Origin of the sequence: Sphingomonas sp. BLCC-B65, assembly GCF_028550675.1 — a bacterium.
GTDB lineage: Bacteria > Actinomycetota > Actinomycetes > Actinomycetales > Microbacteriaceae > Microbacterium.
In genome coordinates this window covers 1-22,228 of sequence record NZ_JAQQGL010000001.1, presented here as the reverse complement: position 1 = coordinate 22,228, position 22,228 = coordinate 1, and the positions used below count along the sequence as shown (strand labels likewise).

General features: G+C 69.8%; 22 protein-coding genes, 2 tRNA genes and 2 rRNA genes. 4 read left to right on the top strand and 22 right to left on the bottom strand.

Going from position 1 to position 22,228, the window contains the following annotated elements; all coding sequences use genetic code 11:
* Positions 1-5: 5 nt before the first annotated feature.
* Positions 6-79: transfer RNA gene (locus PP359_RS00130), tRNA-Pro, on the bottom strand.
* 21 nt (positions 80-100) lie between these two features.
* Positions 101-170, bottom strand: a tRNA-Pro gene (locus tag PP359_RS00125).
* Positions 171-262: 92 nt separating this feature from the next.
* On the opposite strand from PP359_RS00125, the gene PP359_RS00120 reads away from it, so the two are divergent.
* Together PP359_RS00120 and PP359_RS00115 are read left to right on the top strand one after the other, a co-directional pair.
* Positions 263-841 (top strand): GNAT family N-acetyltransferase, encoded by a 579-nt coding sequence (locus tag PP359_RS00120; protein WP_499249600.1) that lies wholly within the window; start codon positions 263-265, stop codon positions 839-841.
* 46 nt (positions 842-887) lie between these two features.
* Entirely contained in the window at positions 888-1,280 is a 393-nt protein-coding gene (locus PP359_RS00115; protein ID WP_499249599.1) for an RNA-binding S4 domain-containing protein, read from the top strand.
* Positions 1,281-1,293: 13 nt separating this feature from the next.
* Here the strand turns inward: PP359_RS00115 and PP359_RS00110 are convergent, their stop codons facing one another.
* Entirely contained in the window at positions 1,294-2,187 is an 894-nt protein-coding gene (locus PP359_RS00110; protein ID WP_499249598.1) for an NUDIX domain-containing protein, read from the bottom strand.
* Positions 2,188-2,353: 166 nt separating this feature from the next.
* Here PP359_RS00110 and PP359_RS00105 point away from each other — a divergent pair, with 166 nt between their 5' ends.
* Both PP359_RS00105 and PP359_RS00100 read left to right on the top strand, forming a co-directional pair.
* Positions 2,354-4,183 carry a ribonucleoside triphosphate reductase gene (locus PP359_RS00105; RefSeq protein WP_499249597.1) on the top strand — a complete coding sequence of 610 codons (1,830 nt, stop codon included), beginning with the start codon at positions 2,354-2,356 and terminating at the stop codon, positions 4,181-4,183.
* Positions 4,153-4,893 carry an anaerobic ribonucleoside-triphosphate reductase activating protein gene (locus PP359_RS00100; protein ID WP_499249596.1) on the top strand — a complete coding sequence of 247 codons (741 nt, stop codon included), beginning with the start codon at positions 4,153-4,155 and terminating at the stop codon, positions 4,891-4,893. Before PP359_RS00105 ends, PP359_RS00100 begins: the two co-directional genes overlap by 31 nt.
* A gap of 27 nt (positions 4,894-4,920) precedes the next feature.
* Here PP359_RS00100 and der read toward each other — a convergent pair whose 3' ends face one another.
* From der to PP359_RS00005, 19 genes are all read right to left on the bottom strand, one after another.
* Positions 4,921-6,444: a ribosome biogenesis GTPase Der gene (der, locus tag PP359_RS00095; protein ID WP_476151944.1), complete on the bottom strand. Its 1,524-nt coding sequence runs from the start codon at positions 6,442-6,444 to the stop codon at positions 4,921-4,923.
* Positions 6,434-7,135: a (d)CMP kinase gene (gene cmk / locus PP359_RS00090; RefSeq protein WP_039416357.1), complete on the bottom strand. Its 702-nt coding sequence runs from the start codon at positions 7,133-7,135 to the stop codon at positions 6,434-6,436. Before cmk ends, der begins: the two co-directional genes overlap by 11 nt.
* Positions 7,132-8,253 (bottom strand): prephenate dehydrogenase, encoded by a 1,122-nt coding sequence (locus PP359_RS00085; RefSeq protein ID WP_039416356.1) that lies wholly within the window; start codon positions 8,251-8,253, stop codon positions 7,132-7,134. Before PP359_RS00085 ends, cmk begins: the two co-directional genes overlap by 4 nt.
* Positions 8,254-8,264: 11 nt before the next feature.
* Entirely contained in the window at positions 8,265-9,035 is a 771-nt protein-coding gene (locus PP359_RS00080) for a pseudouridine synthase (RefSeq protein ID WP_039416355.1), read from the bottom strand.
* On the bottom strand, positions 9,032-9,640 hold the full coding sequence (gene scpB, locus PP359_RS00075) for an SMC-Scp complex subunit ScpB (RefSeq protein WP_294947461.1): 609 nt from the start codon (positions 9,638-9,640) through the stop codon (positions 9,032-9,034). The genes PP359_RS00080 and scpB overlap by 4 nt, the downstream gene beginning before the upstream one ends.
* A complete protein-coding gene (locus PP359_RS00070; RefSeq protein ID WP_499249595.1) occupies positions 9,630-10,478 on the bottom strand; it encodes a segregation and condensation protein A in 849 nt (282 codons plus the stop codon). The genes scpB and PP359_RS00070 overlap by 11 nt, the downstream gene beginning before the upstream one ends.
* Entirely contained in the window at positions 10,462-11,346 is an 885-nt protein-coding gene (locus PP359_RS00065) for a ParA family protein (protein ID WP_036285194.1), read from the bottom strand. Before PP359_RS00065 ends, PP359_RS00070 begins: the two co-directional genes overlap by 17 nt.
* 87 nt (positions 11,347-11,433) lie before the next feature.
* A complete protein-coding gene (locus tag PP359_RS00060) occupies positions 11,434-12,531 on the bottom strand; it encodes a hypothetical protein (protein ID WP_294979205.1) in 1,098 nt (365 codons plus the stop codon).
* 1 nt (position 12,532) lies between these two features.
* Complete coding sequence (locus PP359_RS00055) at positions 12,533-13,789, bottom strand: aminotransferase class V-fold PLP-dependent enzyme (RefSeq protein ID WP_295778959.1); 1,257 nt, start codon at positions 13,787-13,789, stop codon at positions 12,533-12,535.
* A gap of 73 nt (positions 13,790-13,862) precedes the next feature.
* The gene (locus PP359_RS00050) at positions 13,863-14,501 is read right to left on the bottom strand and encodes a vitamin K epoxide reductase family protein (protein WP_135950131.1); all 639 of its coding nucleotides are present in this window, start codon (positions 14,499-14,501) and stop codon (positions 13,863-13,865) included.
* Between the two features lie 92 nt (positions 14,502-14,593).
* A complete protein-coding gene (gene xerD, locus PP359_RS00045) occupies positions 14,594-15,520 on the bottom strand; it encodes a site-specific tyrosine recombinase XerD (protein ID WP_135950132.1) in 927 nt (308 codons plus the stop codon).
* A gap of 37 nt (positions 15,521-15,557) precedes the next feature.
* The gene (locus PP359_RS00040) at positions 15,558-16,223 is read right to left on the bottom strand and encodes an NUDIX domain-containing protein (protein WP_135950133.1); all 666 of its coding nucleotides are present in this window, start codon (positions 16,221-16,223) and stop codon (positions 15,558-15,560) included.
* On the bottom strand, positions 16,216-17,925 hold the full coding sequence (gene pyrG / locus PP359_RS00035) for a CTP synthase (RefSeq protein ID WP_039416346.1): 1,710 nt from the start codon (positions 17,923-17,925) through the stop codon (positions 16,216-16,218). Before pyrG ends, PP359_RS00040 begins: the two co-directional genes overlap by 8 nt.
* A 6-nt stretch (positions 17,926-17,931) precedes the next feature.
* Positions 17,932-19,635, bottom strand: coding sequence for a DNA repair protein RecN (gene recN / locus PP359_RS00030; protein WP_294947482.1), 1,704 nt, complete (start codon positions 19,633-19,635; stop codon positions 17,932-17,934).
* Complete coding sequence (locus PP359_RS00025) at positions 19,632-20,588, bottom strand: NAD kinase (RefSeq protein WP_499249594.1); 957 nt, start codon at positions 20,586-20,588, stop codon at positions 19,632-19,634. Before PP359_RS00025 ends, recN begins: the two co-directional genes overlap by 4 nt.
* Complete coding sequence (locus PP359_RS00020; RefSeq protein WP_499249593.1) at positions 20,585-21,421, bottom strand: TlyA family RNA methyltransferase; 837 nt, start codon at positions 21,419-21,421, stop codon at positions 20,585-20,587. The genes PP359_RS00025 and PP359_RS00020 overlap by 4 nt, the downstream gene beginning before the upstream one ends.
* The gene (locus tag PP359_RS00015) at positions 21,418-21,576 is read right to left on the bottom strand and encodes a hypothetical protein (protein WP_294979191.1); all 159 of its coding nucleotides are present in this window, start codon (positions 21,574-21,576) and stop codon (positions 21,418-21,420) included. Before PP359_RS00015 ends, PP359_RS00020 begins: the two co-directional genes overlap by 4 nt.
* A gap of 140 nt (positions 21,577-21,716) precedes the next feature.
* Positions 21,717-21,833 (bottom strand): 5S ribosomal RNA (gene rrf / locus PP359_RS00010).
* Between the two features lie 107 nt (positions 21,834-21,940).
* Positions 21,941-22,228, bottom strand: a 23S ribosomal RNA gene (locus tag PP359_RS00005); the annotation flags it as partial.

Genomic DNA, 22,228 nt, shown 5'->3' with positions numbered 1-22,228 from the left:
TTCTGTCGGGCTGACAGGATTTGAACCTGCGACCCCCTGACCCCCAGTCAGGTGCGCTACCAAGCTGCGCCACAGCCCGTGGCATCGATTTTCAGTTATCTCGGGCCGACCGGAGAGGGTGAACCCCTTGACCCCCAGTCAAGTGCGCTACCAAGCTGCGCCACATCCCGGTCTGCTGTCCGCTCGCGGACAACTCCCCTATCCTACCGGTTTCGTGGAGCGCTCGCGAACGCGTGTCGCAAGTCCGGAGTATGGTCTGGTCATGAGCCCGATCGAGATCCTGCCGGCATCGGCCGATCGCTTCGCCGATGCCGAGCACGCGCTCACCGGCGGAGGCGACGGCGCCTCGTGCTGGTGCCAGTGGTGGATGCTGCGCAACAAAGACTTCCAGGCCGCGACGACTGACGAGCGTCGCGAGCTGCTGCGCGGAGACCTCGCGGCCACCCCGGCATCCGCGCTCATCGCCTACGTCGACGGCATCGCCGCCGGTTGGGTGAAAGTCTCACCGCGACCCGACCAGCCTCGGCTGGCCGCCACCCGCGCCTTCCAGCAGTCACCCGAGCCGTTCGACGACGAATCCGTCTGGGCGATCACCTGCTTCGTCGTCCGCAAGGAGTTCCGCGGTCATGGGCTCGCCCGGCGCCTGCTCGACGCCGCCGTCGAGCACGCCCGCTCCCACGGCGCACGGGTCATCGAGGGCTACCCCGTCGACACCGACGCGGGAAAGACGTCGTCGAACGACCTCTACCATGGCGCGCTATCGAGCTTCGAGGATGCCGGATTCATCGAAGTCGCTCGTCCGGGCGCCCGGCGCCCGATCGTCTCCCTCACCGTGGCCTGATCTCCCGCTCACCACACCGAAGAATCCGACAGGGCAGAATCGAGGGATGAGCGAGCCGTCCGTCCGCATCGATGCGTGGCTCTGGGCGGTGCGCGTCTACAAGACCCGCTCCGCCGCGACCGCGGCGTGCCGCGCCGGGCATGTGCGCGTCGGCGGCGAGAAAGCGAAAGCCGCCCAGGCGGTGCGCATCGGCGACGAGATCCGCGTGCGCATCGCCGGGTTCGACCGCATCCTCGTCGTCCGCCAGCTGCTCACCAAACGCGTCGGCGCACCGGTCGCCGCCCTCGCCGCGGAGGACCGCACACCGCCGCGCGAGCCGGTCGCCCAACTCGCCGTCCGTGACCGCGGCGCCGGCCGGCCCACCAAGCGCGAGCGCCGCGACATCGACCGCCTGCGCGGACGCGACGCTGTCACCGGCTACGCGACCGACGACGACTGACCGCCGAGCGATCTCAGTCGAGGTCGAGCCACGACGGCCCGTGCGCCACGGCACCGAGCGCACCCACACGCGCCCGCAGTTCCCGGTCACTCGTCACCACGACCACACTCCGGCCCGCAGCAGCAAGCGCGGCGACCTCCGCGACGATCGCGTCGTCACCCTCGGCGTCGGCGCGCACCACCGTGAGTCCCGGAACCTCCTCGACCGCCCGCGCCTGGCCCTCGACCACGACACGCAGCTCGGGGAACCACACGTCCGCGGCAAGCCCCAGCCGCCCGGCATCCATTCCCTGCATCGACAGTGCGCGCAGCCGTTCCAGCAGCCGCGCGGTCGCGCCGGCCCGATCCTTCCACCAGCCGTCCGGCACCGATCCGACCACGTTCGCCGCGTCGACCACCACGGCGGGCCGCACCTCCAGCAGCGACCGCAGCAGCGGCCATGACGCGGCGAACCCCGGATGCAGCGGGAAGGAGTCGACGGCATCCACCGACACCCACGCGAGCTCACGGCTCTCAGGGTCGCTGATCACCGGCTCGAACGGCACGACGACATCCGCGACGACCGTCGCGTACGTCCACACGCCCACGTCGTACACACTGATCAGGCGCGGCTGCACGGCGGATGCCGGCACTCCCGCCTCTTCCGCCGACTCGCGCAACGCCCCCTCGCATGCGGACTCGTCCTGATGGCGCGCACCACCCGGCAACCCCCACGTGTCGCCGAAGTGGCTCCAGGCCACGCGGTGCTGCAAGAGCACGCCGCGCTGCGAATCGACGGCGAGCAGGCCCGCGGCACCGAAGCGCCCCCAGTAGCGCGTGCCATCGTCGGCCACGACCCACGCGTCACCCGGATCACGCGGCCCGTCGGGGCGGCGCGGCTCGCCGGGGGCGGGAGGCACGATCGTCACCCGCCCAGCCTGTCACACCGCTCGGGCAGCGACCGCCCTGCGGCGAAGTTTTTGCACGGCGCATGACTCCCCGACACGCCCACATCTGGACGCGACAGCGACTCGCACCCCCACATATTGTGGTCAGACCAAGCTCGCCTCCCTAGATATCGAAGGCAGGATCATCATGACCTCCCCCCGCACCGTCCCCGTCGCCGGAACCATCGACGAGTACCTCGCCCGCGCCGACTGGCGGGTCAACGCGAACGCGAACCAGGGGTACTCGCTGGGCGGCATGATCCTGAACGCGGCGGGAAAGCTCATCGCCAACTACTGGCTCGACGAGGTCTACGCACCCGAGGCGGGCACCGCACACCGCGAGGGCGACCTCCACATCCACGACCTCGACGTCTTCGCCGGCTACTGCGCCGGGTGGTCGCTGCGGATGGTGCTCGAACAGGGCTTCAACGGCGTGCCCGGGAAGATCGCCTCGGCACCTCCCCGCCACTTCTCCAGCGCCCTCGGCCAACTGGTCAACTTCCTCGGGACGCTGCAGAACGAGTGGGCCGGTGCGCAGGCGTTCAGCTCGTTCGACACGTATCTGGCCCCCTACGTGCGCATCGACGACCTGAGCTACAACGAAGTGCGCCAGGCGATGCAGGAGTTCATCTTCAACCTCAACGTGCCGTCCCGCTGGGGCACGCAGACACCGTTCACCAACCTGACCTTCGACTGGGTCTGCCCCGACGATCTCGCCGATCAGCATCCCCTCGTCGGCGGCCAGGTGCAGGCCTTCGCCTACGGCGACCTGTCCGAGGAGATGGCCGTCATCAACCGCGCCTTCATCGATGTGATGACCGAGGGCGACCAGGACGGCCGCGCGTTCACGTTCCCGATCCCGACGTACAACATCACGAAGGACTTCGACTGGCACGGCCCCAACACCGACGCCCTCTTCGCGATGACGGCCAAGTACGGCCTGCCCTACTTCCAGAACTTCGTGACCTCCGACCTCGACCCGCACATGATCCGCTCGATGTGCTGCCGGCTGCAACTCGACCTCACCGAGCTGCTCAAGCGCGGAAACGGACTGTTCGGCTCGGCGGAGCAGACCGGCTCGATCGGCGTCGTGACCATCAACTGCGCGCGCCTCGGGTTCGTGCACTCGGGCGACGAGGATGCCGCCATCGCCCGCCTCGACGAACTGCTCGAGATCGCCCGCGACAGCCTCGTCGCCAAGCGCGCCGTCATCGCCCGCCACCTCGACGGCGGCCTCTTCCCCTACACGCAGCGCTACCTCGGCACGCTCGACAACCACTTCTCCACGATCGGCGTCAACGGTCTCAACGAGTACGTCCGCAACTTCACGCGCGATGCCGACGACATCACCACCGCACGCGGCATGAGCCTGGCGACACGCGTGCTCGACCACGTCCGCGCGCGCATGGTCGAGTTCCAAGAGCAGACCGGGCACATGTTCAACCTCGAGGCCACGCCCGCCGAAGGAACGACCTACCGGTTCGCGAAGGAAGACATCGCGCGCCTTCCCGGCATCCGCCATGCGGGCACCGTCGACAACCCCTACTACACGAACTCGTCGCAGCTGCCCGTCGGCTACACGAGCGACCCCTTCCTGGCCATGCAGATGCAGGAGGCGCTGCAGGCGAAGTACACCGGCGGAACGGTGCTGCACCTCTACATGGGAGAAGCGATGCCGTCGGCCGAGGCCTGCCGCGAACTCGTCCGCCGGTCGCTGTCGCGCTTCCGACTGCCGTACATCACGGTGACACCCACCTTCTCGATCTGTCCCCGTCACGGCTACCGGTCCGGCCACCACGAGCAGTGCCCCGACTGCGGCGCCGCGTGCGAGGTGTGGACGCGCGTGATGGGTTACTTCCGGCCGATCGCCAGCTTCAACATCGGGAAGAAGGGCGAAGCTGAGGAGCGGGAGTACTTCTCCGCTGCCCTTCCCGCCGAGGAGGCGACATGGTCCGCACCGCTGCAGCCAGTGAACTGAACATCGCGGGGGTCACGGCGTTCTCGACCGTGGACTGGCCCGACATGATGACCGCGACGGTCTTCCTGCAGGGCTGCCCGTGGAACTGCTTCTATTGCCACAACCCGGCGCTCATCGATCCGCGGGCGGAGGGCGCCGTCACGTGGGCCGACGTCACCGACCTGCTCTGCGAACGGATGGGACTGCTCGACGGCGTCGTCTTCTCCGGCGGCGAGCCCACCCTGCAGCACGCGCTGGTTCCCGCAATGCAGATGGTGCGCACGCTCGGCTTCCGCGTGGGCCTGCACACCGCGGGGGCCTACCCGGGACTGCTCGCCCGCGCGCTCCCCTACGTCGATTGGGTGGGGCTGGACATCAAAGCCGCTCCCGACGACTACGCGACCGTCACCGGACGCGCCCCGAGCGGCGGACACGCGTGGCGTTCGCTCGAACTCGTGCTCGGCAACCGTCTGCTGCGTGCCGGATCGGATCACCCGCTCGACTACGAGGTGCGCACCACCGTGCACCCGGCGGCGATCGACGACGCGGGACTGCGCGAACTCGGATGCCGCCTCGCCGACGCGGGCGTCGACACCTGGGCCGTGCAGCGGTTCCGCGAGACGGGGGCGCGCCAGCCGCTGCCCCGTGTGAGCACGGCGGATGCCGAGGCTGCTCCCCTGCGCTTGGACGACCTGCCAGTCGAGCGGTTCCGCTCGCTGGTCATCCGCTGAGGGCGGGGCAGGAGCGCAGACGCGCGCTCAGCGCTGGCGACGCTCGCGCACCCGCATGTTGACGACGATCGGCGTGCCCTCGAAGCCGAAGATCTCGCGCAGACGCCGCTGGATGAACCGGCGGTAGCCCGGGTCGAGGAACCCGGTGGTGAACAGCACGAACGTGGGCGGGCGGGTGCCCGCCTGCGTGCCGAACAGGATGCGGGGCTGCTTGCCGCCACGCAGCGGATGCGGGTGCTCCGCGATGAGCTCGGCGAGGAACGCGTTGAACTTGCCGGTCGGAATGCGCTGATCCCATGACTCGAGAGCCGTCTCCAGCGCCGGAACGAGCTTGTCGAGGTGGCGACCCGTGCGCGCGGAGATGTTCACGCGCGGAGCCCACGCGACGTGCGCGAGGTCCTGTTCGATCTCGCGCTCCAGGTACCGGCGCCGGTCGGCGTTCTCCATGTCGTCGTCGTTGAGGCGATCCCACTTGTTGAACGCCAGCACGAGCGCGCGCCCCGACTCGAGCACGAGGTCGATGATGTTCAGATCCTGCACGCTGATCGACTGCGAGACGTCGAGCACGACGACGGCCACTTCGGCCTTCTCGAGCGCGGCCGAGGTGCGCAGCGACGCGTAGAAGTCGGCGCCCTGCTGCAGGTGCACCCGACGGCGGATGCCGGCGGTGTCGACGAAGCGCCAGAGCTTGCCGCCGAGTTCGACGACCTCGTCCACCGGGTCGCGCGTGGTGCCGGCGAGCTCGTTGACGACGACGCGCTCCTCACCTGCGGCCTTGTTCAGCAGCGAGGACTTGCCGACGTTGGGGCGGCCGAGGATCGCGACGCGACGCGGTCCGCCGAGCTCGCCCTTGGCGACCGCCGAGACCTCCGGCAGCACCTTCATGACCTCGTCGAGCAGGTCGGCGACCCCGCGACCGTGGATGGCCGACACGGGGTGCGGCTCACCGAGGCCCAGGTTCCACAGCGCCGCGGCCTCGGGCTCCTGGCGGGCGTCGTCGATCTTGTTCGCGACGAGGAATACCGGCTTCTTCGTCGTGCGCAGCAGCTTCACGACGGCCTCGTCGGTCGCGGTGGCGCCAACCATGGCGTCGACGACGAACAGCACGACATCGCACAGGTCGATGGCAACCTCTGCCTGCGCGGCGACCGAGCGGTCGATGCCACGCGCGTCGGGCTCCCAACCGCCGGTGTCGACGAGTGAGAAGCGACGGTCCATCCACTCGGCCTTGTACGTGACGCGGTCGCGCGTGACGCCGGGCGTGTCCTCGACGACCGCCTCGCGCCGGCCGAGGATGCGGTTCACGAGCGCCGACTTGCCGACGTTCGGACGGCCGACGATCGCGACGACCGGCAGCGCGGGCAGCATCTCGACGACCTCGCCGCCGGCGGTGAAGCCGGCGAGCAGGTCGTCGTCCTCCTCGTCCAGGTCGTAGTCGGCGAGCGACGCGCGCAGCGCGGCGGCCCGCTGTTCGGCGAGCTCCTCGTCGAGGTTCGCGAGCTTCTCTTCGATCTGGTCGGGACCGGCCTCGTACTCGTCTTCAGCGGCCATCGTGGTTCTCCTGTGGGGTGGGGACAGTCGCAGAGATCACGTCGAGGACGGCCTCCACGGTCTGAGCGAAATCGAGATCGGTCGAATCGACGACCGTCACGCCGTCGGCGGCGGTGAGGAAGTCGACGACGGCGCTGTCGGCCGCATCCCGGCGGTGCAGCGCCGCAGCGACGGCGCCGGCGTCTTCGCCGGACAGCTCCGCGCTGCGCCGGGCGGCGCGCACGTCGGGTGCAGCGGTGAGGAGGATCCGCACCGGCGCGTCGGGGGCGACGACGGTGGTGATGTCGCGGCCTTCGACAACGACACCGGGACGGCCCGACTCGCGGACGAGCCGGCGGAACAGCTCGTTGACCTGCGCGCGCACGGCGGGAACGCGCGCGACGCCGCTGACGGCGGCGGTCACCCGCGGCTCACGGATCGCGGCGGTGACGTCGGTCTCTCCCACCCGCACCCAGTAGTCGTCGGGGTCGAGCGAGATGGCATAGGGGAAGTCGGATGCCGCAGCCACCACGACGGCTTCGTCCGCCGTGTCGGAGGCAGCGCCCGTCCCCCGCGCCAGCACGTGCCATGCGAGGGCACGGTAGGCGGCGCCGGTGTCGAGGTAGCCGTAGCCGCGTGCGCGCGCGACCTGTTTGGACACGCTGGACTTGCCCGAACCGGCGGGCCCGTCGATGGCGATGGTGAGGGTCATGAGGGCAGGCTCGCGATCTTCCAGCCGCGTGCGAGAAGGCCCTCCTCGGCGTGACGGACGATGGTCGGGTCGACACTGATCTCGGCCAGACCGAACTGCGCTCCGGGCGAATGCTCCAGGCGCAGGTCTTCGACGTTGACCCCGAGCTCGCCGAGCTCGCCGAACAGGCGTCCGAGCTGCCCCGGCGTGTCGTCGACCATGACGACGAGACTCTCGTATCGCCGGTTCTGCCCGTGCTTGCCGGGAAGACGCTCCACCCCGTCATTGCCGCGACGGATGGTGTCGGCGACGGCGCGACGTGCGCCGGGGGCGTCGGGGGCGCGGAGGGCGTCGGCCACGGCGCGCAGGTCATCGGAGAGTGCGTCGAGCACGTCGACGACCGGGGCGGAGTTGGCACCCAGGATCTGCACCCACAGCTCGGGCGCCGAGGCCGCGATACGCGTGGTGTCGCGCACGCCCTGCCCGGCCAGACGCAGCGAGCCGTCGGGGGCGTCGACGAACCGCCCGGCCAGCAGCGATGCCACCAGCTGCGGCACGTGCGACACGAGCGCGACGGCGCGGTCGTGCTCTTCCGGCGTCATCTCGATGGGAGTCGCGCCGAGGTCGAGGGCGAGTCCCTCGACGAGGGCCAGATCGGATGCCGGCGTCTCGGCATCGCGGCAGACGACCCACGGACGGCCCACGAAGATGTCCGCGCGCGCCGAGATGGCCCCGCCGCGTTCACGACCCGCCATCGGGTGCGAGCCGATGTAGTGCGTGAGGTCGACGCCGCGCTCCCGGAGCTCGTGCAGAGGGTCGAGCTTGACGCTAGCGACATCGGTCACGACGGCATCCGGGAATGCGGCCAGCTCGTCGGCGACGACGTCGGCCGTCACGTCCGGCGGAACGGCGACGACGACCAGCAGCGGGCGGTCGTCGTCACGTGCCGCACGACCGGCACCGTAGTCGATTGCGAGCCGCAACTGCGCGGGCGACGCGTCGGCGAGGGCGACGTCGACGCCGAGCGCGCGCAACGCATGGCCGATGCTGGCACCGAGCAGCCCGGCACCGACGATCCGGACCGTGCCGGAGGTGCGGGCCGCGCGGGTGCGCAGATCGGCAACGGCCTGTTCGGTCACTGTTCTCCGCCTCAGCTGTCCCCGGGCGGCGTGGGCGCCGCCTGGCGCGCCACGGTGAGCAGCGCGCCGCGTTCCACTGTAGTCAACTCGCGGGCACGCCCCGCCGGGAGGGTTCCCAGGTGGAGCGGCCCGAACTGACGCCGTACGAGGTCGAGCACGGGGTGACCGACGGCGGCCATCATGCGCCGGACGATGCGGTTGCGTCCGGAGTGCAGCGTGAGCTCGACCAGGGAAGTGCCCCCGGACGTGTCGAGCAGGCGCGCCTTGTCGGCGGCGATCGGACCGTCCTCCAGGTCGACGCCCGCGGTCAGCTGTGCGATCGTCTGGGCGGTCACGCGACCTGTGACCTTGGCGATGTAGACCTTCGTGACCCCGAAGGAGGGGTGGGCCAGCACATGGGCGAGCTCGCCGTCGTTGGTCAGCACGAGCAGTCCCGAGGTCTCGGCATCCAGCCGGCCGACGTTGTAGAGCCGCTCGTCCCAGTCCTTCGTGAAACGGCGGAGGTCGGGGCGGCCCTGCTCGTCCTTCATCGACGAGACGACGCCGGTCGGCTTGTTGAGCATGACGTAGCGCTTGGTGGTGTCGAGCTGGATCGCGGTGCCGTCCACATCGACGAGGTCGGATGCCGGGTCGATGCGGCGTCCGAGCTCGGTGACGACCTCTCCGTTCACGCGGATCCGGCCCTCCACGATGTACTGCTCGCAGACCCGACGCGAGGCGACTCCGGCATTGGCGAGCACCTTCTGCAGGCGCACGCCCTCGGCATCCGCTGTGTTCGTCATCGCAGCACCTCCGCGTCGAAACCGTCCGAGCCGTCGTCGAGCAGCGGCGAGATGTGCGGTAGCTCGTCGAGGGAGTTGATGCCCAGGTTCACCAGTAGCGCGTCGGTCGTGCCGTAGTTGATCGCGCCGGTCTCGGGGTCGGTGAACAGCTCGGTGATGAGGCCTCGCGCCAGCAGCGTACGCACCACCGAGTCGACGTTGACGGCGCGGATCGAGGCGACTTGGCTGCGCGTGACGGGCTGCTTGTACGCGATGACGGCGAGCGTCTCCAGCGCCGCCTGCGACAGGCGCGACGGGGCCTGGCCGCCGACGTACTCGGCGATGAGGTCGTCGTGCTCATCTCGCACGTACAGCCGCCAGCCGCCACCCACTTCGCGAAGCTCGAAACCACGGCGAGGGCCGCCCGTCTCGCCGTCGTAGTCGGCGACGAGCGTTTCGACGGCCTGACGAACGGTCGGCACGGGGGCACCGACGGCGGCGGCGAGGGCGACGAGGCTCTGCGGCTCGTCGACGATCAGCAGGATGGCCTCGATGCGGCGCGCGACGTCAGCGGGCTCCTGTGAGCGCACCGGCGGGGCGGTGTCGTTGTCGGTCTCAGTGGTCATAGTCGGCTCCCAGGGTGGCGAGGTTCTCTTCGGACCACCGCTCGGCGGTCCAGCGCAGGGTCAGCTCGCCGAGTGGCTCGAGCTGCTCGAACGAGAGGGCGGCGTGACGGTAGAGCTCGAGCACCGCGAGGAAGCGCGCGACGACGACACCGGTCTGCGCGACCCCGGCGACGAGCTCTCGGAAGTTGAGGGTTCCGGCGTCACGCAGCAGCGTCACGACGATCGCGGCCTGCTCGCGGATGGATACGAGCGGCGCGTGCAGGTGGTCGAGCCCGACGTGCGGAATCTCCTTGGGGGCGAAGGCGAGCATCGCGAGGGCGGCGAAGTCCTCTTTCGACAGCGTCCAGACGAGCTCGGGAACGGCGCGACGGTACTTCTCGTCGAGGCGCACCGCGCGCACGTGCCGCCGGTCTTCGCGGCGGAGGCTCCGTTCGAACCAGGCCGACACCTCCTTGAACGCGCGGTACTGCAGCAGCCGCGCGAACAGCAGGTCGCGCGCTTCGAGCAGGGCGACGGACTCGGCATCCACGAGCTCGCCCTGCGGCAGCAGGCCCGCGACCTTCATGTCGAGCAGCGTCGCCGCCACGACGAGGAACTCGGAGGCCTGATCCAGTTCGTCGTCGGACTCGAGACCCTTCAGATACGCGATGAACTCGTCGGTGACCCGGCTGAGGGAGATCTCGGTGATGTCGAGCTCATGCTTGCCGAGCAGCGTCAGCAGAAGGTCGAACGGGCCGTCGAAGTTGGCGAGGGAGACCCGGAACCCGGTCGACTCGCTCTCCGGGGCGGTCGAACTCTCCGCGGTGACGACCTCGGGGTCGTCAGGCGACGGCGCCACGAGCCACCAGCTCCCGCGCGAGGCGCAGGTAGGCCTGGGCGGCGGCGTGCTCCGGGGCGAACGTCGTGATGGGAACGCCCGACACCGACGCGTCCGGGAACTTCACCGTGCGCCCGATCACCGTCTCGAGGACGTCGTCGCCGAACGCCTCCACGACGCGCTCGAGCACCTCGCGCGAGTGGAGCGTGCGCGGGTCGTACATCGTCGCGAGCACGCCGTCCAGCTCGATCGCCGGGTTGAGCCGGTCGCGCACCTTGTCGATCGTCTCGATGAGCAGGGCGACCCCGCGCAGGGCGAAGAACTCGCACTCCAGCGGGATGAGCACGCCGTGGCTCGCCGTGAGCGCGTTGACCGTCAGCAGACCCAGGGAGGGCTGGCAGTCGATGAGGATGACGTCGTACTCCCCCGCGACCTTGCGCAGCACGCGGGCGAGGATCGTCTCACGGGCGACCTCGTTGACGAGGTGCACCTCCGCCGCCGACAGGTCGATGTTCGCCGGAATGACGTCGAGGCCTTCGACCGAGGTGTGCACGATCGTCTCGTGCGGATCGCGCTTCGTGTCCAGCAGCAGGTCGTAGATCGTCGGGATGTCGTGGGTCTGGATGCCCAGGCCCGCCGACAGCGCACCCTGGGGGTCGAAATCGATGGCGAGCACGCGACGCCCGTACTGGGCGAGCGAGGCGGCCAGGTTGATCGTGGTCGTCGTCTTGCCGACGCCGCCCTTCTGGTTGCAGAGGGCGATGATGCGCGCGGGGCCGTGCGCCGACAGCGGCGGCGGTGTCGGGAAGCCCTGGTACGGCCGACCGGTGGGACCGATGGGCACGTCCTCCGAGAGGGCCTTCTTCGTCCCCCGCGTCTTATCCGCCACCGACACTCCTGCTTCCTGATGCCCTTCCCAGGGCCGGACGGACCTGCGCCGCCGTGTCCCTCGATTCTCGCACAGGGTGGCGGCGGCTCAGCCGAGGCCCCGCAGGGTGTCGACGTCGACGAGCCCGGCGTGAAGCCCTCCACCGGCGATCAGCGACGGGATCGATACGGTCCGGATCTCGTTCTCGACGACGTCGCGTGCGTGCTGGAGGGATGCCGCGACCTCCGGCGATCCGGTGAGGGCGACGATCCGCGCGACATCGTCCGCGGTGTAGCCGTCGTCGGTCAGCCACTGCTGCAGTCGCTGGGTCGCGTCGGCGGCGCTCGCGGCGTTCATCCATTCCTGGGTCGTGGTGCCGTCGGACGCCTGCGTCGTGAACAGCTGCTCGAGGATGTACCAGTCCCCGGTCTGTGCGGCAGCGGCGTTCGACGCGCCCGCGGCCGCGCGTTCGGCCTCGAACGCGCGGGTCGCGGCGAGATAGGTGGCGACCAGCTGCGAGTTGGCGAACTTGTCACCGAAGCCGCCGCGGATCGGATACGCGAGGTAGGTCACGTTGTGTGTGCCGTCGAAGCCGGCGTCGCGCATGTTGCGGAACAACTGCGCGCAGTAGCGGCATCCGGGATCGAGAACCTCCAGCGCCGTGGGACGCCCGGCGGTGTACCCGCCGAGATAGGTGGCGTCGGCGGAGGCGAAGTCCGCGGCATCCCAGGTGCGCAGTCGACTCGGGATCGTCGCGATCGTGTCGCCCACCGACGCGAACTCGCGTCCGAAAGCGCCGAAGACGTCGCCCTCTCCGATCGACTCCCAGAAGCCGGGCTGGCCGGCGTCGATCGAGCACGCCTGTGCGGCCAGCGAGCAGGCCTGCGCGTTCTGCTTGTCGCAGGTGCCGTAGACGAAGAGGTTCAGGCCGCTGCGCCCGACGAGATAGAGGCTGACGACGAGGCTCAGCACCATGAGCCACGCGACCACCTCGATCGCGATGCTGGCCGGACGCACCAGTCGCGGCGCCCGCAGCGCCAGAGGCGCCAGCAGCGAGTTCTTGACGTCGTCGCGGAACGTCGTGTCGCACGGACGCATGGTCACCCGACGCCACGCGCAGCTCCACGCCGTGCCGAGAAGCCTGCGGTATTTCGCCGATACCGCCGAGAGCACCAGCACGACGATGAACGCGACGATGCAGACCATGTCACAGTCCCTTCATCATCGCGGTCATGACCTCGAGCGTGCGGTCGATGTCCGCGTCGGTGTTGTGGGCGCCGACGCTGAAGCGCACGAGCGGCCCGAGGGCGCGGCGCTCGAGAATCCAGTAGTGCGCGCAGAACGCGCCGCTGCGGACGGCGATGCCGGCGCGCGCGAGGAAGGCGGCGAGCCGGTGCCCGTCGACGCGCTCGGGCAGCACCGAGATCACCGGCGACGCCGCACCGATCATCTGCAGACGCGGCAGCGCGGCGAGGCCGTCGTGAAGTCGCGCGCCCAGTCGGGCTTCGTACGCGGACAGTGTCTCGCCGCCGGCGCCGCGGACGTCGCCGAGCCAGTCCAATGCAGCGCCGAACCCGATGATCTCCGCCCATGCCTGCAGACCCGGTTCGAGCCGCGTGTGGGGGTCGGGCAGCAGGGCGAAGTCGTCGGCCGTGACGGCACTGACCTGGCCGCCGCCCACCAGGACGGGATCGAGTGAGAGCAGCAGCTCACGGGTGGCGACGACCACACCGAGCGAGGGGCCGTACATCTTGTGCGCCGAGAAGCAGATCGCGTCGGCGTCGAGACCGCGAAGAGCGTCCAACGCGTGACCCGCCGCCTGAGCCGCGTCGACGATCACGATGCCGCCCCCGCGGTGCACGCTCGCGATGAGCTCGCGAAGGTCCGGCGTCACGGCGCCGATCACGTTGTCCATCGCCGACACGACCACGACGGCGTCCCGCACCGCCTCGGGATCGACGAGCACGCGGGCGTCGTCGTCTCGCTCCACGACGACGCGCGGGATGCCGGCGCGCCGCGCGGCCGCGATCGTCGAGAGGAACACGGCGTTGTGCTCGGTGACGGTCGTGACGATGCGCGCGAAGCGCCCGGGCGGCAGTGCCGACAGCAGCAGGTTGAGTCCGTACGTCGTGTTCAGTGTGAAGGCGCACGAGTAGTGGCGAGGAGACACCCCCAGGGTGGCCAGGACCCGCTCTCGGACCCGTGCCACCTCGGCATCCACCCGGCGCCCCGCGTCGTAGCGCACACGCCCTCCGCAGGCGTAGAGGCGCTGGTAGTAGTCCTGGACGGCGTCGATCACCGGCTGCGGTCGCAGCGTCTGGCAGGCGGAGTCGAGGTAGACCTCGTCGGCGCTCAGATACTCGAAGCCCGGTCGGCCGCCCGCTGCGGCCGTCGGCGCGCCGGACGCGCGGTCGGCATGCCGGCCGAACAGCCCTCGTCGGGTCGGTCGGCGCGCGGCATCCATTCCGCCATTGTGGTCGGACCTCTCGGGTCCGCGTCGGGGCTCCGGCCGTGAAAGATCCGGACGCCGCCGAGGTTCAGATGAGACTGCCGATGACGTCCAGTCGCACCTGGGCCGCCACCGCGATCACGAGGTAGTCCAGCACGACGACGAGGGGAAGCCACGACAGCACGGCGACGCCGATGCGCCGCACGCCGGCCGCACTGCCCCAGACGCCGTCGGCCAGGGTCCACCCCAGCACCGTCCAGAACAGCGGGATCGTCACGAGCCAGATGACCATGCACCAGGGGCACAGCGAGCCGTACTCGAAGACACTGCGGTAGGCGAGCACGTGCACGAACACGAACGCGCCGGCGACGAAGATCGCGTACACGCGCCAGAACCACGTACGCAGCCCTCCGGGCGCGGCGAGGGCCGAGACACCGGCGTAGACCGGCCCGAAGAACAGCATGATGCCGATGATCGCGTTGCTGAATCCCAGCAGGTTGCCACCCGGCGACAGCAGGTTCGGCCCGCACGTCACGATCGGGCTGATGCTGCAGCTGATCAGCGGCGTGCCACCGGTCAGCTGGCCGATGTACTCCAGGTACAGCAGAAACGCGACGATGCCGCCGAGCGCCCCGGCGACGATCCACCAGATCGCAAGACCGCGCCCCGGAAGGTGAAGGCGAGGCGTCGCGGCGGTGGTCGCGGGGGCGGAAGGCGCAACGATCATGGCGCCATCGTCTCTCGCCGTCGGTCGTCGCGTCGTCTCGATGCGCCGTATTTATACCGCCGCGGCGGCGGGAGCCGACATCCGCGCGCGGCTCAGCGTGCCCGCGGGTGCGACGTGAGGTACACGTCGCGCAGGGCGTCGACGGTCACGTGCGTGTAGATCTGCGTCGTCGCCACCGATGCGTGACCGAGCAGTTCCTGCACGACGCGCACGTCGGCCCCGCCCTGCAGGAGGTGCGTCGCGAAGGAGTGCCGGAAGGTGTGCGGCGACACGTGCGCGCGCAGGCCCGCCCGCTCGGCCGCCGCCTGAATGATCAGCCACGCACTCTGGCGCGACAGAGGCGCCCCACGCGCGCCGAGGAACAATCGCGGGGTCGCGTGCCCGCGACGTGAAAGTTCCGGGCGCGAGCGCGCCAGATAGGCGTCGACGGCGGCCCGAGCGTACGAGCCGACCGGCACGATGCGCTCCTTCTGTCCCTTTCCGCGTACGCGAAGCAGATCGGCGTCGCCGGCGATGTCATCGACGTCGAGCTGCATCACTTCCGAGACGCGCGCGCCGGTGGCGTAGAGCAGTTCGAGCAGGGCGCGGTCGCGAAGTCGGATCACATCGGTCTCGGTCGCGGCGCCGGGTGCGGGGCCCGCGGCATCCAGGAGCGCGCCGATCTGATCGATCGTCAACGCCTTCGGCAGGCGCTGGGGGGTCTTCGGCGGGGTCAGGCGATCGCTCGCGTCCGACGTCTCGATGCCCTCCCGCACGAGGAAGCGGTGCAGGCCGCGCACCGATGACTGCAACCGCGCCAGAGACGTCGCCGCGGGCGGCGGATCAGCAGCGGCGCGATCGGCGGCGAACTGCGCGACGAGCGCCGGAGTGATCGCCGACGTGTCCTCGACGCCTGCTACCGCAAGCCACTCGCGATAGCCTTCGAGGTCACGGCGGTAGGCCGCGATCGTGTGCTCGGAGAGCCCGCGCTCGATCGTGATGTGACGCAGGTACGCGTCGACCGCACGCTCGAGCCTCACCGCGTCACCGGCCGCGGGGAACGCTCACCGACACGCGTCATCGCGCGAAGCCGGATCCGTCCTCGCCGATGCGCCGCGACCGCCGCGGCCAGGGAGCGTCGCCCGGAGCCAGCGTCACCCAGTCCCGCGCACGCGACGCGTGGGCGGCGAGCGTGCCGACGACCAGAGACGGATTCTGCACGCGGCGCGCGAGCACGGCGTCGACGACCTCGTCCAGAGGCACCCACCGCACCTCGATGTCGGCTTCCTCCGCCTCCCGCGCGAACGTCTCGTCCGCCGCACGCAGGTCGCGCGCGAGGTAGATGCGGATGGTCTCGTCGCTGCCGCCGGGCGAGGTCATGAACTCCCCCAGCACGTGCCAGGATGCTGCGACCAGGTCCGCCTCCTCGGCGAGCTCACGCTGGGCCGCCACGAGCGGCGACTCCCCTCCGATGTCGAGCAGCCCCGCCGGGATCTCCCAGTCGCGCAGTCGCACGGGGTGACGGTACTGCTTGATGAGCAGCACCCGATCGTTCTCGTCGAGCGCGAACACCGCCACCGCGCCGGTGTGATCCATGTACTCGCGAACGATGGACGTCCCGTTGTAGGCGAGTTCGTCGCGACGGATGTTCCATACCCGACCGACGAACGGCGTCTCACTGCGGACGACCTCGACGTCCACTGCCTCGTCGGCCAGCGGCTCCGCACCGCTCGGATCAGTCACCCTCCACCTCGAAGAGCTCGCTCGAGCGGTGCCGCTCCAGTGCCGCCGCGATGAGACCGCGGAACAGCGGGTTCGCCTCGGTCGGCCGCGAACGCAGTTCGGGGTGGGCCTGCGTGGCGATGTAGTACGGGTGCACCTCGCGCGGCAGCTCGACGTACTCGACGAGCCCATGGTCGGGCGACAGCCCCGAGAACCACATGCCGGCGTCGGCGATCTGATCGCGGTAGCGGTTGTTGACCTCGTAGCGGTGGCGGTGACGCTCGCTGGCACGCTCGGCGCCATACACCTCCGCCGCCAGCGACCCCTCGGCCAGCTCGGCCTCGTAGAGCCCGAGCCGCATCGTGCCGCCCATGTCGCCGTGGTCGATGATGTCGACCTGCTCGGCCATCGTCGCGATCACCGGGTGGGTGGTGTCGGGATCGAACTCACTGGACGACGCCCCCTCGATGCCGGCGACGTTGCGCGCGTACTCGATGACCATGCACTGCAGTCCCAGGCAGATGCCGAGCGTGGGAATGCCCTGCTCGCGGGCGAAGCGCAGCGCGCCGAGCTTGCCCTCGATACCGCGGATGCCGAAGCCACCGGGAACGACGATGCCGTCGAGCGCGCCGAGCGCCTTCTCGGCACCCTCGGGCGTCTCGCAGAGGTCGGAGGCGATCCACTGCACCTGGACCTTCGTCTCCTGCGCGAATCCTCCGGCTTTGAGGGCCTCGGTGACCGACAGGTACGCGTCCGGAAGATCGATGTACTTGCCGACGAGCCCGATCGTCACCTCGTGCTTGGGGTTGTGGACCGCGTTGAGCACCTTGCTCCAGCGCGTCCAATCGACCTCGGCGGCCTTGTTCGTAAGGCCCAGCGCGTCGACGATGTAGCCGTCGAGGCCCTGCTCGTTGAGCATGGTCGGAATGTCGTAGATCGACGGCACGTCCACCGCGTTGACCACGGCATCCTCGTCCACGTCGCACATCAGCGCGATCTTGCGCTTGTTCGATTCGGTGACGGGGCGGTCGCTGCGCAGCACGAGGGCGTCAGGCTGGATGCCGATGGAGCGCAGGGCCGCAACGGAGTGCTGCGTGGGCTTGGTCTTCTGCTCGCCGGACGCGCCCATGAACGGCACGAGCGAGACGTGCACGAAGAAGACGTTCTTGCGTCCGAGCTCATGGCGGATCTGACGCGCCGACTCGATGAACGGCTGCGACTCGATGTCGCCGACGGTGCCGCCGATCTCGGTGATGATGACATCGGGCTTGGGCGTCTCGTCGGCCTGCAGGCGCATGCGGCGCTTGATCTCGTCGGTGATGTGCGGGATGACCTGCACCGTGTCGCCGAGGTACTCGCCGCGGCGCTCGCGGGCGATCACCTGGGAGTAGATCTGCCCCGTGGTCACGTTGGCGGCCTGACTCAGCTCGATGTCGAGGAAGCGCTCGTAGTGGCCGATGTCGAGGTCGGTCTCCGCGCCGTCGTCGGTGACGAACACCTCGCCGTGCTGGAACGGGTTCATCGTGCCCGGGTCGACGTTCAGGTACGGGTCGAGCTTCTGCATCACCACGCGCAGTCCGCGCGCTGTCAGCAGATTACCCAAAGACGCGGCGGTCAGACCCTTCCCCAAAGACGAAACGACACCGCCCGTCACGAAGATGTGCTTGGTGGTGTCGCTTGAAGTCTTGCCCGCCGTCTTACCTGCTGAATGAGTGTCCGTCACGGGCTTTCATCCTATCAGTCCGGAGTGGCCGAGGCTCAGAAGCTCCCGGGCGTGCTCGAGCGCGGTCGTCGAATCGGCCAGGCCGGACAGCAGCCGCGCCATCTCGGCCTCGCGGTCGGCGCCGGTGAGCGCGCGCACGCTCGAGGCGGTGACCGAGCCGTCGCCGGCCTTGACGACGCTGAGATGGTTCGAGGCGAAAGCGGCGACCTGGGCGAGGTGCGTGACCACGATGACCTGGCTCGTCTCGGCGAGGCGGGCGAGGCGGCGCCCCACCTCGATCGCCGCGGCACCGCCGATCCCGGCATCCACCTCGTCGAACACGAACGTGGGCACCCCGCCGGTGCCCGCGATGACGACCTCGATCGCGAGCATGACGCGGCTGAGCTCACCGCCGGACGCGCTCTTGGCGACCGGGCGGGGCTCGGCGCCGGGATGCGGCGCCAGCAGAATCGTGACCTCGTCCCGACCGGATGCCGAGGCGACTGCCTCCTCGACGGCGACGACCACCCGCGCGTCGGGCAGCGCCAGGGCGTGCAGCTCCTCGGTCACGGCGGCAGCCAGACGCTCCGCCGCCGCACGCCGGGCGGCGGTGAGCCGCGCTGCGGCCGCGTCCAGCGCGGCCGCAGCGTCGCGCTCGTCGCCCTGCAGACGCGCGATCCGCTCGCCGTCGTCATCGAGCTCGGCCAGTCGGAACGCGCCCGAGCGGGCCAGTTCGAGTGCGGCCTCCAGGCTGCCGTGGGCTCGCACGATGCTCGTCACGGCGGCGCGGCGCTCTTCGACCGCGGCGAGTTCGTGGGGGCCGGCATCGTCCAGATCGGCGAGGTACGCGCTCAGCTCGGTGGCGAGATCGGCGACCCGATATGAGATGTCGTCGAGGGTCGCGGCGTGGGCGGCCAGCACGGTGTCGGCGCGCACCACCCGTTCCAGAGCACGACGCGCCTCGGCGATGAGCAGGCCCACGTCGGGCACGTCACCGCCGCCCGACAGTGCGTCGTGCGCAATGGCTGCCGCCTGACGCAGCGCCTCGACGTTCGCCAGTCTCTCGGCGCGGTGCGCGAGCTCGACGTCTTCGCCCGGTTGGGGATCGACCTGCTCGATCTCGGCGAGGGCGATGCGCAGCTGCTCGGCTTCGGCCGCGCGCGCCTGCGCGTTGCCGGTGATCTCCGCGATGTGAGCGGCGAGCTCACGCTGCGCAGCGTAGGCCTGGCGGTACTCCTCCGCGACGGGCGCGATCTCGGCGGCGCCGAAGCGGTCCAGCGCATCACGCTGGGCCGCACTCGAACGCAACCGCAGTTGATCGGACTGGCCGTGGACGACCACGAGCTGCTCAGCGAGATCGGCGAGCACGCCCGCGGGCGCGGCGCGGCCACCAACGCTCGCACGACTGCGCCCCTCGGCGGTGACCGTGCGACCCAGATAGAGCTCGGCACGTCCCCCGCCGATCGGCTCGACCTCTCCCCCGGCATCCGTCACGCGATCGGCCACCGGGCCCGACTCGGGAACCAGCCAGACGCCCTCGACGGCGGCCTGGGCCGCGCCCGCGCGGACGACGCCCGAGTCCGCGCGCGCTCCGAGCAGAAGACCGAGACCGGTGACGACCATCGTCTTGCCGGCGCCGGTCTCTCCGGTGATGGCGGTGAAGCCGGCACCCATCGGGAGGGTCGCGTCAGCGATGACACCGAGGTCGCGGAGCGTCATCTGCTCGATCACGCCCGGCCCTCCGCACTCGTCGGTCGCGTCGCGGAGGTCTCATCGGGACCCCGCCACCCGGTGACGGGCAGCTGGAACTTCCGGACGAGCCGGTCGGTGAAGGGTGCCGGATGCAGGCGAGCGAGGCGTACGGGGCGCGCGGACTTGCCCACGACGACGCGGGCGCCGGGCGGCAGGTCGTGCGAGCGTCGCCCGTCGCACCACATGATCCCGGTGCCGTCCGTGCGCGCCAGCACCTCGATCGCGACCGTCGCCTCCGGCCCCACCACGAGAGGGCGCGCGAACAGTGCGTGGGCCGACAGCGGAACCACGGCGATCGCTTCGACGGTCGGCCAGATCACCGGCCCGCCGGCGGAGAAGTTGTACGCCGTGGAGCCTGTCGGTGTGGCGATGACGACACCGTCGCAGCCGAAGCTCGAGAGAGGACGGCGGTCGATCTCCATGACGACCTCCATCATCCGCTCGCGCGCCGCCTTCTCGACCGTCGCCTCGTTGAGCGCCCACGTCTCGTAGATGACGTCGCCGCCGGCGTCTTTGACACGCACCGAAAGCGTCATCCGTTCCTCGACCTGGTAGTCGCAGGCGATGATCCGACGCATCGCGTCATCGATGTCGTCCGGATCGATCTCGGCGAGGAAGCCGACATGTCCCATATTGATACCGAGGATCGGGGCGGCGCCGTCGCGCACGAGTTCGGCGGCGCGCAGAATCGTGCCGTCGCCGCCCAGCACCACCGCCAGCTCGATGTCGGTGACGGGCACGTCCGTTCCGAGGGCGGCGAGCGGGCCGAGATCCGACAGTGCGTCAACGAGCTCCGGGTCGTCGACGGCGAGAACGGGACGCGCATCGGCGGCGATGAGCGCAGCGATCACACGCCGAGCCGCTGCCACCGTGTCGTCGCGGCGCGCGTGCGCCACGACGAGGATGGAGCGCGGCACCGTCGAATCTGTCATACCGTTCCCGTCGCTTCGTCGATCGTCCTCAGCCATTCTGTCGGATTGCCGCTGGCGGCCGGACCGTCACCGTGGCCGAGTGGAGGCTGATCGCGCCGACGCAGGTGGACCAGGTATTCGTGGTTGCCGTGCGTGCCGGCGAGGGGTGAGGCGATGAATCCCGCCGTCGCCAGCCCCGCGTCCCACGCGGCCCACAGCACGCCGGCGGCAGCGTCGGAACGGGCCGCGGCATCCGTGACCAGTCCCTCACGAACGCCGGTCCGCCCCACCTCGAACTGCGGCTTGATCAGCAGAACGATGTCGCTCTCCGTCCTCGCCACGGCTGCGACAGCCGGCACCACGAGAGTGAGCGAGATGAACGACAGATCAGCGACGATCACCTCGGGATCGACCGCGAACCCGGCAGCCTCCGACAGCGACGCCCCCGTCATGTAGCGGACGTTGAACCCCTCGACGACGGTGACGTGCGCGTCGGCACGGATCACGGGCGCCAGCTGATCGTGGCCGACGTCCACGGCCACCACCCGGCGCGCACCGCGTTCGCGGAGAACCTGGGTGAACCCGCCCGTCGAGGCGCCGAGGTCGAGCGCTTCGCGTCCGGCCACCTCCACGTCAAAAGCATCCAGCGCAGCCACGAGCTTGTGGGCCGCTCGGCTCACGTAGTGGTCGGCACCGTCGACGACGAGAACCGCATCGTCCGACACCGGGGTCGACGGCTTGACGACATAGACGCCGTCGACGCTGACCAGACCCGCCTCGATGTCACGCACCGCCTGCGTGCGGGACCGCGAGAGGCCCCGAGACGCCAGCGCCGCGTCCAGTCGAGCCGTCACTGCGCGCCGTCGCGCGGGCCGGACTCCAGCCGGCGCGCCAGATCATCGTGCAGCGCGGCATAGGCGGCCGCCCGCTCGGCGAGCGGCTGCTCCTCGATCACCTCGAGCGCGGACAGCAGGTCCTCGCGGCGGGCGTGCGAGTCGTCGGCGTTCATGGACATACCTTCCACGATAGTCGCCGATGCCGACACGACCACGGCGCCGCCGCCGGTCCCGCCATCGGCGGGGCCGGCGCGTGGAGTCGTGTTAACGGGAAATGGCCACCCAGCGTTGGGTGGCCATTTCCTGAAAAGAAGTCCGGCGGTGTCCTACTCTCCCACAGGGTCCCCCCTGCAGTACCATCGGCGCTGTGAGGCTTAGCTTCCGGGTTCGGAATGTGACCGGGCGTTTCCCTCACGCTATGGCCGCCGAAACACTATTGATGTTTCATCAAGCACACAACGATCAAAAATGATGTTTGTGTGTGTTCTCGACCGTACATCGAGAACCACTCAGTGGACGCAAGCACCAAAACGGTGTGTTATCAAGTCATCGGCTTATTAGTACCGGTCAGCTTCACGTGTTGCCACGCTTCCACATCCGGCCTATCAACCCAGTAGTCTGGCTGGGAGCCTCTCACCCGAAGGTATGGAAATCTCATCTTGAGGCCGGCTTCCCGCTTAGATGCTTTCAGCGGTTATCCATCCCGAACGTAGCTAACCAGCGGTGCTCCTTGCGGAACAACTGGCACACCAGAGGTTCGTCCAACCCGGTCCTCTCGTACTAGGGTCAGATCCTCTCAAATTTCCTACGCGCGCAGCGGATAGG

What these genes read in the sequence shown, in the direction of transcription:
- PP359_RS00015 (WP_294979191.1), bottom strand. Translation starts at nt 21,576, where the DNA reads ATGAACGCCGACGACTCGCACGCCCGCCGCGAGGACCTGCTGTCCGCG.
- cmk (WP_039416357.1), bottom strand. Translation starts at nt 7,135, where the DNA reads ATGACCCTCACCATCGCCATCGACGGGCCCGCCGGTTCGGGCAAGTCC.
- PP359_RS00115 (WP_499249599.1), top strand. Translation starts at nt 888, where the DNA reads ATGAGCGAGCCGTCCGTCCGCATCGATGCGTGGCTCTGGGCGGTGCGC.
- PP359_RS00120 (WP_499249600.1), top strand. Translation starts at nt 263, where the DNA reads ATGAGCCCGATCGAGATCCTGCCGGCATCGGCCGATCGCTTCGCCGAT.
- PP359_RS00100 (WP_499249596.1), top strand. Translation starts at nt 4,153, where the DNA reads ATGGTCCGCACCGCTGCAGCCAGTGAACTGAACATCGCGGGGGTCACG.
- PP359_RS00105 (WP_499249597.1), top strand. Translation starts at nt 2,354, where the DNA reads ATGACCTCCCCCCGCACCGTCCCCGTCGCCGGAACCATCGACGAGTAC.
- PP359_RS00060 (WP_294979205.1), bottom strand. Translation starts at nt 12,531, where the DNA reads ATGGTCTGCATCGTCGCGTTCATCGTCGTGCTGGTGCTCTCGGCGGTA.
- PP359_RS00055 (WP_295778959.1), bottom strand. Translation starts at nt 13,789, where the DNA reads ATGGATGCCGCGCGCCGACCGACCCGACGAGGGCTGTTCGGCCGGCAT.
- PP359_RS00080 (WP_039416355.1), bottom strand. Translation starts at nt 9,035, where the DNA reads ATGACGAACACAGCGGATGCCGAGGGCGTGCGCCTGCAGAAGGTGCTC.
- scpB (WP_294947461.1), bottom strand. Translation starts at nt 9,640, where the DNA reads ATGACCACTGAGACCGACAACGACACCGCCCCGCCGGTGCGCTCACAG.
- PP359_RS00025 (WP_499249594.1), bottom strand. Translation starts at nt 20,588, where the DNA reads ATGACAGATTCGACGGTGCCGCGCTCCATCCTCGTCGTGGCGCACGCG.
- PP359_RS00050 (WP_135950131.1), bottom strand. Translation starts at nt 14,501, where the DNA reads ATGATCGTTGCGCCTTCCGCCCCCGCGACCACCGCCGCGACGCCTCGC.
- der (WP_476151944.1), bottom strand. Translation starts at nt 6,444, where the DNA reads ATGGCCGCTGAAGACGAGTACGAGGCCGGTCCCGACCAGATCGAAGAG.